At 71.0% G+C, this 16,262-nt stretch carries 14 protein-coding genes and 1 riboswitch; of the genes, 9 read left to right on the plus strand and 5 right to left on the minus strand.

Annotated features, from left to right (window positions below; translation table 11 throughout):
* Positions 1 to 42: 42 nt before the first annotated feature.
* The 4 genes from FPV26_RS02930 to FPV26_RS02945 all read right to left on the minus strand — a co-directional run bounded on the left by FPV26_RS02930 (position 43) and on the right by FPV26_RS02945 (position 5,031).
* On the minus strand, positions 43 to 957 hold the full coding sequence (locus FPV26_RS02930) for a sirohydrochlorin chelatase family protein (RefSeq protein ID WP_181952542.1): 915 nt from the start codon (positions 955 to 957) through the stop codon (positions 43 to 45).
* Between the two features lie 32 nt (positions 958 to 989).
* Positions 990 to 3,227 (minus strand): TonB-dependent hemoglobin/transferrin/lactoferrin family receptor, encoded by a 2,238-nt coding sequence (locus tag FPV26_RS02935; protein WP_147652215.1) that lies wholly within the window; start codon positions 3,225 to 3,227, stop codon positions 990 to 992.
* A gap of 120 nt (positions 3,228 to 3,347) precedes the next feature.
* A complete protein-coding gene (gene hemP, locus FPV26_RS12990) occupies positions 3,348 to 3,554 on the minus strand; it encodes a hemin uptake protein HemP (protein ID WP_147652216.1) in 207 nt (68 codons plus the stop codon).
* 505 nt (positions 3,555 to 4,059) lie between these two features.
* Positions 4,060 to 5,031, minus strand: coding sequence for a potassium channel beta subunit family protein (locus tag FPV26_RS02945; protein ID WP_147652217.1), 972 nt, complete (start codon positions 5,029 to 5,031; stop codon positions 4,060 to 4,062).
* A 281-nt stretch (positions 5,032 to 5,312) separates the two neighbouring features.
* Here FPV26_RS02945 and FPV26_RS02950 point away from each other — a divergent pair, with 281 nt between their 5' ends.
* From FPV26_RS02950 to dusB, 5 genes are all read left to right on the plus strand, one after another.
* Positions 5,313 to 5,876 carry a TMEM165/GDT1 family protein gene (locus FPV26_RS02950; protein WP_147652218.1) on the plus strand — a complete coding sequence of 188 codons (564 nt, stop codon included), beginning with the start codon at positions 5,313 to 5,315 and terminating at the stop codon, positions 5,874 to 5,876.
* A gap of 37 nt (positions 5,877 to 5,913) precedes the next feature.
* On the plus strand, positions 5,914 to 7,053 hold the full coding sequence (locus FPV26_RS02955) for a GGDEF domain-containing protein (RefSeq protein ID WP_147652219.1): 1,140 nt from the start codon (positions 5,914 to 5,916) through the stop codon (positions 7,051 to 7,053).
* Between the two features lie 79 nt (positions 7,054 to 7,132).
* Complete coding sequence (locus FPV26_RS02960; protein ID WP_147652220.1) at positions 7,133 to 8,431, plus strand: NupC/NupG family nucleoside CNT transporter; 1,299 nt, start codon at positions 7,133 to 7,135, stop codon at positions 8,429 to 8,431.
* A gap of 25 nt (positions 8,432 to 8,456) precedes the next feature.
* Positions 8,457 to 9,428 carry a ribokinase gene (locus FPV26_RS02965; RefSeq protein ID WP_147652221.1) on the plus strand — a complete coding sequence of 324 codons (972 nt, stop codon included), beginning with the start codon at positions 8,457 to 8,459 and terminating at the stop codon, positions 9,426 to 9,428.
* A gap of 37 nt (positions 9,429 to 9,465) precedes the next feature.
* Entirely contained in the window at positions 9,466 to 10,464 is a 999-nt protein-coding gene (gene dusB, locus FPV26_RS02970) for a tRNA dihydrouridine synthase DusB (protein WP_147652222.1), read from the plus strand.
* 93 nt (positions 10,465 to 10,557) lie between these two features.
* Here the strand turns inward: dusB and FPV26_RS02975 are convergent, their stop codons facing one another.
* Complete coding sequence (locus FPV26_RS02975; RefSeq protein ID WP_147652223.1) at positions 10,558 to 10,983, minus strand: UrcA family protein; 426 nt, start codon at positions 10,981 to 10,983, stop codon at positions 10,558 to 10,560.
* 468 nt (positions 10,984 to 11,451) lie between these two features.
* Here FPV26_RS02975 and FPV26_RS02980 point away from each other — a divergent pair, with 468 nt between their 5' ends.
* The 4 genes from FPV26_RS02980 (at position 11,452) to metF (ending at position 16,255) form a co-directional block, all read left to right on the plus strand.
* Complete coding sequence (locus FPV26_RS02980; RefSeq protein WP_147652224.1) at positions 11,452 to 12,285, plus strand: class I SAM-dependent methyltransferase; 834 nt, start codon at positions 11,452 to 11,454, stop codon at positions 12,283 to 12,285.
* A gap of 193 nt (positions 12,286 to 12,478) precedes the next feature.
* A complete protein-coding gene (gene metK, locus FPV26_RS02985) occupies positions 12,479 to 13,705 on the plus strand; it encodes a methionine adenosyltransferase (RefSeq protein ID WP_147652225.1) in 1,227 nt (408 codons plus the stop codon).
* A 42-nt stretch (positions 13,706 to 13,747) separates the two neighbouring features.
* Positions 13,748 to 13,826: riboswitch (S-adenosyl-L-homocysteine riboswitch) on the plus strand.
* A 35-nt stretch (positions 13,827 to 13,861) separates the two neighbouring features.
* Positions 13,862 to 15,283 (plus strand): adenosylhomocysteinase, encoded by a 1,422-nt coding sequence (gene ahcY / locus FPV26_RS02990; RefSeq protein ID WP_147652226.1) that lies wholly within the window; start codon positions 13,862 to 13,864, stop codon positions 15,281 to 15,283.
* A 147-nt stretch (positions 15,284 to 15,430) separates the two neighbouring features.
* On the plus strand, positions 15,431 to 16,255 hold the full coding sequence (gene metF / locus FPV26_RS02995; protein ID WP_147652227.1) for a methylenetetrahydrofolate reductase [NAD(P)H]: 825 nt from the start codon (positions 15,431 to 15,433) through the stop codon (positions 16,253 to 16,255).
* Positions 16,256 to 16,262: the final 7 nt, after the last annotated feature.

A 16,262-nucleotide genomic window follows, 5' to 3' on the forward strand; every position in this document is an offset into this window, starting at 1 on the left:
CACGGCCCGGCCTGCACCGGGCCGTGCGCGTTTGTACCGCGCTCAGCGCGCGCCGTCCGCTCCGCGGGATGCGGGCCGGGCGGCGACCAGCGCCGTGCGCAACGCCTGTGCCTGGCGCCGCACCCACTCGGCCACGCGCGCATCCGGCACCAGCCCCTGCCCGTCGGCGACGTAGTCGAGCCCGGCCAGCACCTCGCGGTACGGGCCGAAGCCCTGCACCCGGAACGGGATCACGATCGCGCGGCCGCCTTCGGCACGCGCGCGTTCGACGAAGGCGCGGATGCGCGCCTCGGCGTCGCGGCGCTTGTCCGGCCAGTCCTCGCGCAGGGTTTCCACCTGCACACGCCGGAACGGCAGGGCCTGCCGCACCGGCTCGGCGCGCGCTTCCAGCCGCGCCAGCCAGCGCGCGTTCTCGGCATCGTCGCCGGGCCCGTGGGCGAGGATCAGCACGTCCTCGCGCGCGGGATCCTCGCTCAGCGCGCGGGCGCGGGCGGCGAGCACCTCGTCCATCTCCGGCGCCTCCAGCAGGCCTTCGCGGCCGAGGGCGAAGTCGGCGTCGCTGTCGAGCCGCCAGAACTCCATCCGGTGGCCGCCGTGCGCGCCATGCCCGGCCTGCGCATCCGCCGCCGGCCGCGCCGGCGCACCCGGCGCCAGGCCCAGGATCTGCGCGGTGCGCTCGTACCAGCTCTCGCCACTGACGAACAGCCGCACCACCCCGATCCGGCGCACGCCCTGCGCCTGCAGCCGCGCCACGCCCTCCTGCAGGCTGGCCGCGTCGGCCATGCCGAAGGCGACCTCGAGCGGGAACTCCGCGCGCAACGGTTGCAACGCCTGCGTGACCTCGCGGTTCCACTCGGCGTTGCCGCCGTGCGCCATCACCAGCACGCCGAAGCCGTCGTCGCGCCCTGCCGCCGCCGCGGGCAAGGCCAGTCCGAAGGCCATCAGCATCGTCAACATCCACGTTCTCATCGTTCCTGTCTCCTGCGACGTTACCAGGCGAACGCCACGCTCAGCGCGAGGCTGCGGCCGGGGCGGGTGTAGCGGTCCAGCGCCGGATCGGCGGCGGTCAGCCCGCCGACGTCGGCCCAGTCCCAGTACTTGCGATCGGTGAGGTTGAACACGCCGAGATCGAGCGTGGCGCCGGGCGCGAAGTCCCAGTGCGCGAGCAGGTCGAACACGGCATGTCCCGGCGGCGTGAACTGCGCCACCCCCGGCGTCAGGTCCGGCATGCGCCGCTGCCGGCGTGCGAAGCGGCCGTGCAGGCCGATGCCCCATGCCTGCGCGTCATAGCTCAGCCCGAGCGCGGCGCGCGCGGGGTCCACACTGGCGAGCGGCCGGCCGCTGCGCGCGTCCTCGCCGCGCTGCCATGCCGCCGCGCCCTGCAGGCGCAAGCCGCGCAGCGCCTCGCGCCAGGCGCCGAAGTCGAACCCGGCCTTGAACTCGAGTCCCTCGATCGTCGCCTCGGCGACGTTGCGCGACTGGAACACGCGGATCGGCGAGGCCGGCGGCGCGCTGACCAGCACCCCGGACTCGATGAAGTCGTCGTAGCGGTTGTGGAACACGGCCAGGCTCGCGTGCAGCGCGGGGCCGGCGTGGCGCAGGCCGAGTTCGAAGCCGTCGCTGGTTTCCGGTTTCAGGTCTGGATTGGGGATCGTGGCGTAGCCGTGCTGGAGGTTGGTGAAGCCGAGGTTGACGTCGTTGTACGGCGGCGAACGGAAGCCGCGCGCGTAGTTGCCGAACACCGACCAGTCCTCCGCGAACGTCCACACCGCGCCGAACTTGGGCGCGACGCTGGTTTCGGTGATGTCGGCGGGGACGATGCCCGGGTTGTCCTCGGCGAAGATCGGGTCCGGCTGCGGGCGCAGCGCGTAGCGGTCCACGCGCAGGCCCGGCACCAGGCGCAGGCGGCCGTCGGCGAGCGCGACCTCGTCCTGCACGAACAGCGCGGCGTTGGTGATCTCGCTGGGCGGGAAATCGCGCACCGGGAACACGTCCGGCGGCACCACGCGGGTGACCTGGCCGGTGGCCAGGGTGATCGCGCGGCCGTCGCGCTTCTGCCGCACTTCGGTGCGGGTCAGCTCCAGCCCCCAGGTCAGGGCGTGCTGCGCCGTGCCGGTGGCGAAGTCCTTGTGCAGCACGGCCTCCATGCCGAGCACGCGCTGGTCGAAGTCGAACTCGCGCTCGCGGCGCAGGGCCACGCCCGCCGCGTTGCGCTGGTGTTCGACCGTCGCCTGGGTGGTTTCGCTGTCCTGCCGGTACACCTGCCACTGCATGCGGTCGGCGAGCACGCTGCCGAGCGCATCGTGCTCGTGCGCGAGCGAGATCCGGGCCCGGGTCTGGTGGTCGTCGCCGATCAGCGACAGCGTGGTGGCGCGGGTGCGCGGCTGGAAGCCGAGCAGATGGCGCACGTCCGTGTCCGTCTCGTCCTCGTTGCCTTCCACGGTCAGCCGCCAGCGCTGGTCCGTGTCCGGTTCGAACACCAGCTTGGCCAGCAGGCTGCGGCCGTTGCGCTCCTGCGGGTTGGGCGTGGTGCGCAGCGCGCCGTCCACCGCGCGCGTGCCCTGGTTGCGGGTTTCGGTGCCCTGGCGGTGGCCGAGGGCGAGCAGTCCCGACCAGCGTTCGCCGCCGAGGGCGAGTGTGGCGCCGGCGAACAGACCCTGCCAGTCGCTCTCGTAGCCGAGCTTGACATCGAAGTGGGCGTCCCTGCCCGGCGCCAGGTCATCGGCGGGATCCTTGGTGACGAAGGCGACCACGCCGCCCAGCGCGTCGGAGCCGTACAGGGCGCTGGCCGGGCCGCGCACGATCTCCACGCGCTTGAGCGTGTCCAGGTCCACGAAGTTGCGGTTGGCATCGGAGAAGCTGCCGATCGCGAAGCTGTCGGAGACGGCGATGCCGTCGGTCTCGATCCGCACCCGGTTGCCGCCCAGGCCGCGCACGCGGATGTCCTTCAGGCCGAAGCGGCCGGTGCCGCTGCCGACCGAGACGCCGGGTTCGTAGCGCACCAGGTCCTTCAGGTCGCGCACCAGCTGGCGGTCGAGCTGTTCGCGCTCGATCACGCTGACGGTGTTCGGCACTTCGGCCAGGGTGCGTTCGGTGCGGGTGGCGGTGACGGTGACGGTGTCGAGGTCATGCGCGTCGGTGGCCGGCGCGGGGGCGGGCGCGGCGTGGGCGGATGCGGCGAGGGCGGCAAGTACGGCGAGCGGGAGCGGCTTGAGCGGCAAAGGCATGGCAGTCCATCGGCAGGGGAACCGGGAGGGCTGGCATGCGGCAGGGCCGCGGCTGGCGCTCGGGGGAGAGAGATCGGATCGCGCCGCGGCCCGGCATGGGCAGGGCCGCGGCGCGCGGGGCTACTTGGTCAGGATCAGTTTGTCGTTGCGGGTGTGGCGCAGGCGGTAGACCTCGCCACCGTGGCGGATCAGCACCTCACGCGCGCCGCGCAGCAGCACGGTGCTGTCCAGACAGCCCGGCGCCGGAGCCGGGGCGGGCTGCAGCGACAGCGAAGCACGAGGACCGGCGGCACGGCGCAACACGAGCGTCCGGATCGGGGGAGTCATCCTTGAAGCCTCCTGTGGCACGGTTCCGTAAACGATAATGATTCTCGTTTGCTTGTCAAGCGATTTGCCGAGGGCTGGTGACCTGGCGTGCGATGCAGGTGGCGGCAGCTTCGGGCGGGGGCGCCGGTCTGCCTGGGGTGGGGTTCGCCGCGTGGGCTCCGCGTCCGGCTCCGACACGCGGCCGCAGACCATCCCTGGCCTGCTCGAACCCCACCCCAGGCAGACCGACGCCTCGGGGATCTGTGTGTCAAAGCTTCGTCGGCCCCATGCGCTGTTGCCGTTGCTCGCCCCTCAAGCGCCCTGATGCCACCCGAGGGTTCGGTGTGCGGGGGTGTCGCGTCAAGCCGGCCATGGATGGCCGGCGCGCGAGTCAGGGCACGACGCCCTGACCGAGCGGAAAGCGACACCCCCCGCGCACCGGACCCGGGACGGCCAAACCACCCGCAATCAAACCAGCCCCGGGCCGATCAAACCTCCCGCAATCAAAGAGACAGAGCGCGGCGACTCAGGCAGTGGCCGCCTCGATCCTGCGCCACACCGCTTCCTCGAACCGGTCCACGAGCGCCAGCGCCTCCAGGTTCTGCTGCAGCTGCTCGACGCGGGTGGCGCCGAGCAGCACCGTGGACACGTGCGGATTGCGCAGGCACCACGCGATCGCCAGCGGTGCGGGCGCCACGCCGAGTTCCGCGGCGAGTTCGGTGAACCGGCGCGCACGCTCCAGGCGCCGCTCCTGCGCATCCCCGATCACCCAGCGCCGCAGCCAGCCGTACCGCTCCTCGCCCAGGCGCGCATCGGGCGGCATGCCCTCGTTGTACTTGCCGGTGAGCAGCCCCGAGGCCAGCGGCGACCAGATCGTGGTGCCCATCCCGTACTCCGCGTACAGCGGCGCGTACTCGAGCTCCACCCGCTCCCGGTGCAGCAGGTTGTACTGCGGCTGCTCCATGGTCGGCGGATGCAGGTGGTGCGCGCGCGCCACCTTGTGCGCCTCGCGGATCGCCGCCGCCGGCCATTCCGACGTCCCCCAGTACAGCACCTTGCCCTGCCGGATCAGGGTGTCCATCGCCCACACCGTCTCCTCGATCGGCGTGTCGGGGTCCGGACGGTGGCAGAAGTACAGATCGAGGTAATCCACGCGCAGGCGCCGCAGTGCGTCGTGGCAGGCGTCGCGCACGTGCTTGCGCGACAGCCCCTTCTGGGTCGGGCGCGGGCCCTTGGCCGCGCCGAAGAACACCTTGCTCGACACGCACCAGGCATCGCGCGGCAGGCGCAGGTCGGCGAGCGCGTCGCCCATCACCCGCTCGGCCTCGCCGTCGGCGTAGCCCTCGGCGTTGTCGAAGAAATTGATCCCGTGGTCGTAGGCGCAGGCCAGCAGCTCGCGCGCCTCGCCGCGGCCGATCCGGTTGCCGAAGGTGACCCAGGCGCCGAAGGACAGCGCCGAAAGCTGCAGGCCGGAAGCGCCGAGGCGGCGGTATTGCATGGCAGGGCTCCTGGGAACGCCGGGAATGCGCGGCGCGGCACAGTGTAGCCACGTGCCCGCAGCGGCCCGCGGGGGTACAATGCGCGGGCTTTCCTCCTCCGGGGAGTAGCCCACCCGCCACGGCGGGGTCGCGCGTCAACACACTTGGCCGGCCGGCCATGGCGCGCGGGTGGCAGCCAGACGGCTGCGACGGACAAGACCGAAGGCGGCACCGCGCAGCCCGGGCCGGGCACGCGATGCCTGCCTTCGCGTCCTGCGAACGCCCGGCCCCGGATCCCCCGATGGAATCGTTGCTCGTCTCCACCCTCGCGGTGGCGGTCGCCGAGATCGGCGACAAGACCCAACTGCTCGCCCTCCTGCTCGCCGCGCGCTTCCGCCGGCCGCTGCCGATCGCGGCCGGGATCCTGGTCGCCACCCTGCTCAACCACGCGCTCGCCGGCTGGCTGGGCGCGCTCGCCGCGCAATGGCTCACGCCGGAGCTGCTGCGCTGGGGCGTGGCCGGCAGCTTCCTGGCCGTCGCGCTCTGGTCGCTGCGGCCCGACGCGCTCGACGACGGCGGACCGGCGCCCACCCGCAACGCCTTCCTGGCGACCGCCGTCGCCTTCTTCCTGGCCGAGATCGGCGACAAGACCCAGGTCGCCACCGTACTGCTCGCCACCCAGTACGCGCCGCTGTCGGCGGTGGTGGCCGGCACCACGCTCGGCCTGCTGGCCGCGAACGTGCCGGTGGTGGTGCTGGGTGCGTGCTTCGCGCAGCGGCTGCCGTTGCGGGCGGCGCGGCGGACGGCGGCGGCGTTGTTCCTCGGGCTCGGGGGGTGGGTGGCCTGGCGCGGGATCGGCGCGTGAGGCGCTATCCTCGCCCCGGACGCGGCAGGGGAGGCGCATGCGCGCGACGCTGCAGAAGATGGGGGAGATCGTCCGCACGCTGCTGACGCGGCCGGACGAGATCGTGCTCGAGGTGGGCGCCAGCGGCGAGCTGCAGGTCGCGCGCCTGCGCGTGGTGCTGGCCGGCCTGCTGCTGCTCCTGCCGCTGGCCAACGCGCTCACCGGCGGCACCGTGAACGAAACCCTGATCGGCCTTGGCGCCGCGGTGCTGGTCAACGTCTTCGCCCACGTCTGGCTGGCGCTGGCGCGGCGCCGGCGGCGCTACCGCTGGCTGCCGTTCGCCACCTCGGCCTTCGACGTCACCGCCACCACCGGCGTGCTGGTGCTGCTGGCGTTCAACCACCTGCCCTCGGCGCTCAACAGCCTGATCGTCTGGTGCGGCTACCCGCTGGCGCTGATGCTCACCGCGCTGCGCGGCGACGGGCGCGTGACCCTGTTCGCGGGGGGGCTCGCGCTGATCGAGTACGCCCTCCTGGTGCTGGCGGTGTTCGCGCTCGCGCCCTCGCCCGAGGCCCTGCTCTCGGCCGATTACGGTGCGGTCACGGCCAGCGCGCAAGTGCAGCGCCTGGTCCTGCTCGTGCTGTTCGCCCTGATCACCACCACGGTGGTGTACCGCATGCAGCGCCTGGTGGAGATGTCCGGGCGCGACGGCCTGACCGGCCTGCCCAACCGCAGCTGGCTGCTGCACCGCATGCCGCGCCTGCTGGAGACGGCGCGGCGCGAGGGCACCAGCGTGTGCGTGGCGCTGATCGACCTGGACTGGTTCAGGCGCCTGAACGAGGACATCGGCCACCAGGCCGCCGACCGCGCCCTGCTGCACGTGGTGCGGATCCTGCAGGAGCTGCTCGAGGACGGCGAGTGGCTGGTGCGCCTGGGCGGCGGCGAGGAGTTCCTGCTGGTCCTGCGCAAGCCGCTGGGCACGTCCTGGGAGCGGGTGGACCTGATGCGGCGCACCGTCGCCGGGCGCCACTTCGTCCCGGAACCGCACGGCGAGCCGCTGCCGGTCACCTTCAGCGCCGGGGTGGCCTGCTTCCCGCACGAGGCCGACGACCTCTCCAGCCTGCTGCGCCGCGCCGACCAGCGCCTGCACGCGGCCAAGCGGATGGGACGCAACCGGGTGCTGGCCCGCGACGCCTGACCTGCGGCGGTTGCCGCGCGTGCCCCTGCGCACTAGGCTGCCGCGTCCGGCCGCGCGGGCGGCACACGGGGGAGACACGATGGAAGCTCTGGCACGGGTCGGCTTCGGCCTGTTCGGCCTGGCGGTGCTGGTCGGCATCGCCTGGCTGTTCTCGAACAACCGCAGGGCGGTGGACTGGCGGCTGGTGGCGACCGGCATCGCCCTCCAGGTCGCGTTCGCGGCGCTGGTCCTGATCGTGCCCGGCGGACGCGACGTGTTCGACGCGCTCGGCCGCGGCTTCGTCAAGATCCTCGGCTTCGTGGCGGCGGGCTCGAACTTCATCTTCGGCTCGCTGATGGACACCTCGAAGTTCGGCTTCGTCTTCGCCTTCCAGGTGCTGCCCACGATCATCTTCTTCGCCTCGCTGATGGGCGTGATGTACCACCTCGGGGTCATGCAGATGGTGGTCCGCGGCATGGCCTGGGCGATCACCAAGCTGATGCGGGTCTCCGGCGCGGAGACCACCAGCGTCTGCGCCAGCGTGTTCATCGGCCAGACCGAGGCGCCGCTCACGGTGCGCCCGTACATCCCGCGCATGACCGAATCGGAACTGCTGACGATGATGATCGGCGGCATGGCGCACATCGCCGGCGGCGTGCTGGCGGCCTACGTCGGCATGCTCGGCGGCGACGACCCGGCCCAGCAGGCGTTCTACGCCAAGCACCTGCTCGCGGCCTCGATCATGGCCGCGCCGGCCACGCTGGTGGTGGCCAAGCTGTTGGTCCCGGAGACCGGCGAGCCGCTCACCCGGGGCACGGTGCGGATCCAGGTCGAAAAGACCGCGAGCAACGTGATCGACGCCGCCGCCAGCGGCGCCGCCGACGGCCTGCGCCTGGCGCTGAACATCGCCGCCATGCTGCTGGCCTTCATCGCCCTGATCGCGCTGATCAACTGGCCGCTGACCTGGCTGGGCGAGGCCACCGGGCTGCAGCAGGCGCTGGGCAAGCCCACCGACCTGGCCGCCCTCTTCGGCATCCTGCTGGCGCCGCTGGCGTGGGTGATCGGCGTGCCGTGGCAGGACGCGACCGTGGTCGGCTCGCTGATCGGGCAGAAGGTGGTGATCAACGAGTTCGTCGCCTACCTGCAGCTCGCCGACATCGTCAATGGGCGCACGCCGGGCGTGACGCTCAGCGACCAGGGCCGGCTGATCGCCACCTATGCGTTGTGCGGCTTCGCCAACTTCAGTTCGATCGCGATCCAGATCGGCGGCATCGGCGGACTGGCGCCGGAGCGGCGCTCCGACCTGGCCCGGTTCGGCCTGCGCGCGGTGCTGGGCGGCTCGATCGCCACGTTCATGACCGCCACCATCGCCGGCGTGCTGACCTGGTTCGGCTCCTGAACCTGCGCGCGCCGCCCGTCCGCCCATGTCCCAGGCCAGCGTCACCGTCGTCGGTTCCTTCAACGTGGACCACGTCTGGCGCTGCGCCCGCCTGCCGCGGCCCGGCGAGACACTGGGCGGGCGCTACCTGAGCGGCCCCGGCGGCAAGGGCTTCAACCAGGCCATGGCCAGCGCCCGCGCCGGCGCCGCCACCCGCTTCGTCTGCGCGCTGGGCGAGGACGCCGGCGGCCAGCTCGCGCGCGCCCTCGCCGCGGCCGAGGGCATCGAGCTGCACGAGACGCGCAGCAGCGAACCGACCGGCACCGCCGGCATCTTCGTGGACGCGCAGGGGCGCAACAGCATCGTGATCGGCCCCGGCGCGAACGCGGCCCTGACGCCGGCCGACATCGAGGCCGAACGCGAGGCGCTGGTGCATGCCGCGGTGGTGCTGGCGCAACTGGAAACGCCGCTGCCGGCGGTGGAGCACGCGCTGCGCCTGGCCGGCGCCGCGGGCGCGTGCACGCTGCTCAACCCCGCGCCGGCCGACGTGGCGCTGCCGCAGGCGCTGCTGGCGCTGGTCCGCATCGCCACCCCGAACGAAACCGAGTTCTGCGCCTGGGCACAACGACAGACCGGCTCCGCGCCGGACCCCGACGCACTCGCCGCGCTGGCCGACGCCGCGCTGCACGCGCTGTGCCGGCGCCTGCTGCCGCAGGGCACGGTGGTGGTCACGCTCGGCGCCGCCGGCTGTTTCGTCTCGCATGCCGACCACGCCCGCCACGGCGACGCCCTGCCCTGCTACCGCGTGCCCGCCGCGCCGGCGCAGGCGGTGGACACCACCGGCGCGGGCGATGCCTTCAACGGCGCGCTGGCCGCCTCGCTGGCGCTGGAGCCGCAGGCCCCGTTCGCGCAGCACGTGCGCTTCGCCAGCCGCTACGCGGCGCTGTCGGTGGAGCGCCACGGCGCGGCGCTGGCGATGCCGCGGCGGGCCGAGGTGGACGCCCGCTTCGGCCCCTGACCGCGGCCCCCGGGGCCGCCCCGCTAGAATGCGCGCCATGCGCATCGGGCCGTACCAGATCGAGCCGAAGGTGGTCCTGGCGCCGATGGCCGGCGTCACCGACAAGCCGTTCCGGATGCTGTGCAAGCGCCTGGGCGCGGGCCTGTGCGTGTCGGAGATGACCACCTCCGACCCGCGCTTGTGGAACACCGCCAAGTCGCGCCACCGCATGGACCACGCCGGCGAGCCGGCGCCGGTCAGCGTGCAGATCGCCGGCACCGTGCCCGAGGCGATGGCCGAGGCCGCGCGCCACAACGTCGCCCACGGCGCGCAGATCATCGACATCAACATGGGCTGCCCGGCCAAGAAGGTGTGCAACGTCTGGGCCGGCTCGGCGCTGATGCGCGACCCGCCGCTGGTCGCGCGCATCCTCGAGGCGGTGGTGGAGGCGGTGGACGTGCCGGTCACGCTCAAGATCCGCACCGGCTGGGCCGCCGGCCACCGCAACGCGCTGGAGATCGCGCGCATCGCCGAGGCCAGCGGCATCGCCGCGCTGGCCATCCATGGCCGCACCCGCGACCAGCTGTACACCGGCCAGGCCGAGTACGACACCATCGCCGAGGTCAAGGCGGCGCTGTCCATCCCGGTGATCGCCAACGGCGACGTGGACTCGCCGGAGAAGGCCGCGCAGGTGCTGCGCGCCACCGGCGCCGACGCGGTGATGGTCGGCCGCGCCGCGCAGGGCCGGCCGTGGATCTTCCGCGGGATCGCGCACTACCTCGCCACCGGCGAGCGCCTGCCGGAGCCGTCGCTGGCGGAGGTGCGTGACATCCTGCTCGGCCACCTCGAACAGTTGCACGCGTTCTACGGCGAGGCAGCGGGGGTGCGCATCGCGCGCAAGCACCTGGGCTGGTACGCCAAGGACCATCCGGAGAACGCCGCCTTCCGCGCCGTGGTCAACCGCGCCGAAACCGCCGAGGCGCAGCTGCGCCTGACCCGCGACTATTTCGATGCCCTGATCGCAGGCATTCCGCCGGAACGCTCGCTAGCTGCGTAACAGGCACACGTACCGACGCCGTGCGTGTCGTCGGCACGCACGGCGCCCGAAACCTGCAGAGGAAAGCACCGACAAGACAACAGGCACCTGCCATCACAGATCCGCCACTCCCACCGCATTCGCAACCCTCACTGCATCCTGGACTGCCTTCTCCACCTGGACCAGCGCATCTGCGGTGGCACGTTTGACGCAAACGGAAGGACTTGGCCGACCGTTCGGAATCTGCTCGGCGAGTTCTTCACAGATGGTCGTTGCTGCCTTGCTGACACGGCCCTCCAGCTCGCGCACATCCGCGACACGCGCAAGATCGAGATCGCCATAATCGACGGCAATGCTCATGCTCGTTTCTTCGACGTAGCCATAACCACGATTGTCGAAGACGCGCCTGTACACAATCTGCGGCGCGGTGACCGTCACGGGCTTCAGCTCTGGAACCGCGCTTTGCGCCTGCGCTGCCGAGGCACCGGATGCAACCAGCAGCACCAGTGTCGCTCCACTTGCAACAATCTTGCCAGTCATGATCGTTCTCCTGACATTGGCCCTGCTCACGCCAGACTTTCCTGACAGACAGGATCCGGCACAGGGCAGTTAACGGGATCAATCCATCGCCATCGGGAGCGTGGCTGCCATGCCACCCGCCGGCACTGCCTCGTCGGAACCTCCAGATCCACCTTCGAGCCACGCGCACGCGCCGGACTTTGTGCGCATGTGTAATGTGCCGATTTAGCTGGCACACAGCCCGAAGCTGCAATCCCCCGTGCGGGGGAGGCATCGAGTGGCCGCATCCACCGCCGACACTGCACCGCCAGCCGCCACGTGGATTAAGCCGCAGTCAGGGTGCAGAAACCCCGCCTGCTACGCGCGTGCCTGGCACTTGCCGCCGCGGCAAGCACGTTCCACGGGCAAGTGGCCGGGATCCGCATCGCGTGCCAACACTCGGGCTGGTACGCTAGGCACCGCGCGGAGCATTCCGCCGCCTGAGCCGCCATGAGCGAAGCCAACCGTTCCTGCGAGTTCCCCTACCTGCACGGCTTCTCGCCGACCGAGCAGGCGCGCCTGGTCAAGCAGGCGCGGCTGGCCGAATCCACCATCTTCCGCAACATCGACTACACCGGCGTGACCCGCCTGCTCGAGGTCGGCTGCGGCGTCGGCGCGCAGACCGAGATCCTGCTGCGCCGCTTCCCCGACCTGCACGTCACCGGCGTGGACCTGAGCCAGGTGCAGCTCGACGCCGCCGCGCGCAACCTCGGCGCCATGCCCTGGCTCGCAGGCCGCTACACCCTGCAGCAGGCCGACGCCACCGACCTGCCCTATGAGGCGCGCAGTTTCGACGGCGCGTTCCTGTGCTGGGTGCTCGAGCACGTGCCCACCCCGGCGCGGGTGCTGGCCGAGGTGCGGCGCGTGCTGCGCCCCGGCTCGCCCGTGTACGTGACCGAGGTGATGAACTCCTCGTTCCTGCTCGACCCGTACTCGCCCAACACCTGGCGCTACTGGATGGCGTTCAACGACTTCCAGTACGACAGCGGCGGCGACCCGTTCATCGGCGCCAAGCTCGGCAACCTGCTGCTCGCCGGCGGCTTCCACGACGTCTCCACCGAGATCAAGACCTTCCACTTCGACAACCGCGAGCCGGGCCGGCGCAAGAGCATGGTCGCGTTCTGGGAGGAACTGCTGCTCTCGGCCGCGGACCAGCTGATCCAGGCCGGCAAGGTCACCCCCGACACCGTCGAGGGCATGCGCCGCGAGATGCACCAGGTGCAGAACGACCCGAACGCGGTGTTCTTCTACGCCTTCGTGCAGGCGCGGGCGGTCGTCTACTGACTCCCACTCGGCGCCCGGATCCCACCCGCGAAGCCGCAGGCGGCCCTGGCCGCCGCCGGGTGCCCCCCAACGGGCAGCGGCGCCGACGGGCCCTCACCCTGAATCCACCCCCAAGGGGCAAGATGCGTCCCCCCCGCCCCGCCCTGTATCATGGGCGGCCATCCTTTCATCCGAATCGAAGGATATCTGTCCGATGACCAGCTCCAGCTACCTGTTCACCTCCGAATCGGTCTCCGAAGGCCATCCGGACAAGATCGCCGACCAGATCTCGGATGCGGTGCTCGATGCGATCCTCGCCCAGGACAAGCGCGCGCGCGTGGCCTGCGAGACGCTGGTGAAGACGGGCGCGGCGATCGTCGCCGGCGAGGTGACCACCGGCGCATGGGTGGACATCGAGGCGCTGGCGCGCCAGGTCATCAACGCCATCGGCTACGACAACTCCAATGTCGGCTTCGACGGCCACACCTGCGCCATCATCAACATGCTCGGCAAGCAGTCGCCGGACATCGCCGCCGGCGTGGACCGCAAGAAGCCTGAGGAACAGGGCGCGGGCGACCAGGGCCTGATGTTCGGCTACGCCTGCAACGAGGCGCCCGAATTCATGCCGGCGCCGATCTACTACAGCCACCGCCTGGTCGAGCAGCAGGCCAAGGTGCGCAAGCAGAAGAACTCCAAGCTGCCGTGGCTGCGCCCGGACGCCAAGAGCCAGGTCACGCTACGCTACGAGAACGACAAGGTCGTGGGCCTGGACGCGGTGGTGCTGTCCACCCAGCACGACCCGGGCATCAAGCACAAGGACATCGTCGAGGGCGTGTACGAGCACATCCTGCGGCCGGTGCTGCCGAAGGCGTGGCTGGACAAGCTGCCCAAGGGCAAGCTGCACATCAACCCGACCGGGATCTTCGTGATCGGCGGCCCGGTGGGCGACTGCGGCCTGACCGGGCGCAAGATCATCGTGGACACCTACGGCGGCATGGCCCGCCACGGCGGCGGCGCGTTCTCCGGCAAGGACCCGTCGAAGGTGGACCGCTCGGCCGCCTACGCCGCGCGCTACGTGGCCAAGAACATCGTCGCCGCCGGCCTGGCCGACAAGTGCGAGGTGCAGGTCAGCTACGCGATCGGCGTGGCCGAGCCGACCTCGATCTCGGTCACCACCTTCGGCACCGGCAGGATCTCCGACGACCGGATCGAGAAGCTGATCCGCAAGCATTTCGACCTGCGTCCGTACGGCATCGTGAAGATGCTCGACCTGATCCATCCGATCTACCAGGACACCGCCGCCTACGGCCACTTCGGCCGCAAGCCGAAGCAGGTCAGCTACACCGACGGCGCCGGCAAGAAGCAGACCGCCACCGCCTTCTCCTGGGAGAAGACCGACAAGGCCGAGGAACTGCGCAAGGACGCCGGCCTGAAGAAGTAACCCACCGGACCCGGGCGTGCGGCGCACTGCCGCACGCCCTGCCCCGCCGAGGGGCGCTGCGACCGTGAAGGCACGGCCAGGCTCGGCGGGACGCGACACGCAGCAACGGCGCCCGTTCATCGAATCCCCCCGGATTCCGACCCGACGGAGCAACCCATGAACGCACAGATCAAGCCCGCCCCCGACTACAAGGTCGCCGACATCTCGCTCGCCGACTGGGGCCGCAAGGAGATCCAGATCGCCGAGCACGAGATGCCCGGCCTGATGGCGATCCGCCGCAAGTACGCCGCCGAGCAGCCGCTCAAGGGCGTGCGCGTCACCGGTTCGCTGCACATGACGATCCAGACCGCGGTGCTGATCGAGACCCTGAAGGATCTCGGCGCCAGCGTGCGCTGGGCGAGCTGCAACATCTTCTCGACCCAGGACCACGCCGCCGCGGCGATCGCCGCCAGCGGGGTGCCGGTGTTCGCCTGGAAGGGCGAGACGCTGGAGGAGTACTGGGACTGCACCCTCGACGCCATCACCCACCCGGGCATGAAGGGCCCGGAGCTGGTGGTGGACGACGGCGGCGACGTGACCCTGCTGATCCACAAGGGCTACGAGCTCGAGCAGGGCAGCAGGTGGGTGGACGAGCCGGCGTCCTCGCACGAGGAACAGGTGATCAAGAACCTGCTCAAGCGCGTGGCGAAGGAGCGCCCGGGCTTCTGGACCAACGTCGTGAAGGACTGGCGCGGCGTGTCCGAGGAGACCACGACCGGCGTGCACCGCCTGTACCAGCTCGCCGAGGCCGGCAAGCTGCTGGTGCCGGCGATCAACGTCAACGACTCGGTCACCAAGAGCAAGTTCGACAACCTGTACGGCTGCCGCGAGTCGCTGGCCGACGGCCTCAAGCGCGCGATGGACGTGATGCTGGCCGGCAAGGTCGCGGTGGTGTGCGGCTACGGCGACGTCGGCAAGGGCTCGGCGCACTCGCTGCGCGCCTACGGCTGCCGCGTGATCGTCACCGAGATTGATCCGATCAACGCCCTGCAGGCGGCGATGGAGGGCTTCCAGGTCGCCACCGTGGAGGACACGCTCGGCATCGCCGACATCTACGTCACCGCCACCGGCAACAAGGACGTGATCACGCTCGAGCACATGCTGCGGATGAAGGACCAGGCCATCGTCTGCAACATCGGCCACTTCGACAACGAGATCCAGGTGGACGCGCTCAACGCCTCGGGCGCCACCAGGGTCAACATCAAGCCGCAGGTGGACAAGTACGTGCTGCCGAACGGGCGCGAGATCTTCCTGCTCGCCGAGGGCCGGCTGGTCAACCTCGGCTGCGCCACCGGCCACCCGAGCTTCGTGATGTCGAACTCGTTCTCGAACCAGACGCTCGCGCAGATCGACCTGTGGAAGAACCGCGACGTGTACGAGAAGACGGTGTACCGCCTGCCGAAGAAGCTGGACGAGGAAGTCGCGCGCCTGCACCTGGACAAGATCGGCGTGAAGCTGACCCGGCTGACCCCGGAACAGGCCGACTACCTCGGCGTGCCGGTCGAGGGCCCGTACAAGCCGGAGCATTACCGGTACTGATCGCCGCACAGGCGGAACGCAGAACGGGCGCTTCGGCGCCCGTTTCCGTTTGCGCCGCCGTCATCCCGGTGGGCCGCGGGCTGAAATGCTTTCCTTCCATCGCGATGAAGCGATAGACTGACCCGGCCACCCAGGACCGCCCGCGCGATGGTGCCGATCAGCTTCGAGTTCTACCCGCCCAAGACCGACGAGCAGCGCGCCCAGCTCGACCGTACCGCGCGCCGGCTCAAGGCCGAGGCGCCGGAATACGTTTCCTGCACCTTCGGCGCCGGCGGCTCGACCCTGTCGTACACGCCGGAGACCGTGCAGCGGCTGCGCGACGCGCACGGCTTCGAGGCCGCGCCGCACCTGTCGTGCATGGGCGGCACCCGCGAGGAGATCCGGCAGTTGCTCAAGCTGTACCGGGCGATGGGCTGCCGGCGCCTGGTCGCGCTGCGCGGCGACCTGCCCTCGGGCATGGCGCGGATGGGCGATTTCCGCCACGCCTCGGACCTGGTCGAGTTCATCCGCCGCGAGCACGACGGGTACTTCCACATCGAGGTGGGCTGCTACCCGGAGATGCACCCGCAGGCGGAGGACGCCTTCGCCGACCTGCGCCATTTCAAGGCCAAGGTGGACGCCGGCGCGGACGGCGCGATCACCCAGTACTTCTACAACGCCGACGCCTACTTCCGCTTCGTGGACGACGCACGCCGGCTCGGGGTGACGATCCCGATCGTGCCGGGGGTCATGCCGATCTCCAACTTCACCCAGTTGCGGCGCTTCTCCGAAGCCTGCGGCGCGGAGCTGCCGCGCTGGCTGGTCAAGCGCATGCTGGCCTACGGCGACGACGTGGCGTCCATCCGCGCCTTCGCCGCCGAGTTCGTGGCCGACCTGTGCCGGCGGCTGATCGCGGGCGGCGCGCCCGGCCTGCACTTCTACACGCTCAACCTGTCGAAGCCGACCCTCGCGGTGCTGGCGCAGCTGCGCTGAGCGGGCG

The sequence above is a fragment of the Vulcaniibacterium gelatinicum genome (genome assembly GCF_008033445.1).
Taxonomy (GTDB): domain Bacteria; phylum Pseudomonadota; class Gammaproteobacteria; order Xanthomonadales; family Xanthomonadaceae; genus Vulcaniibacterium_B; species Vulcaniibacterium_B gelatinicum.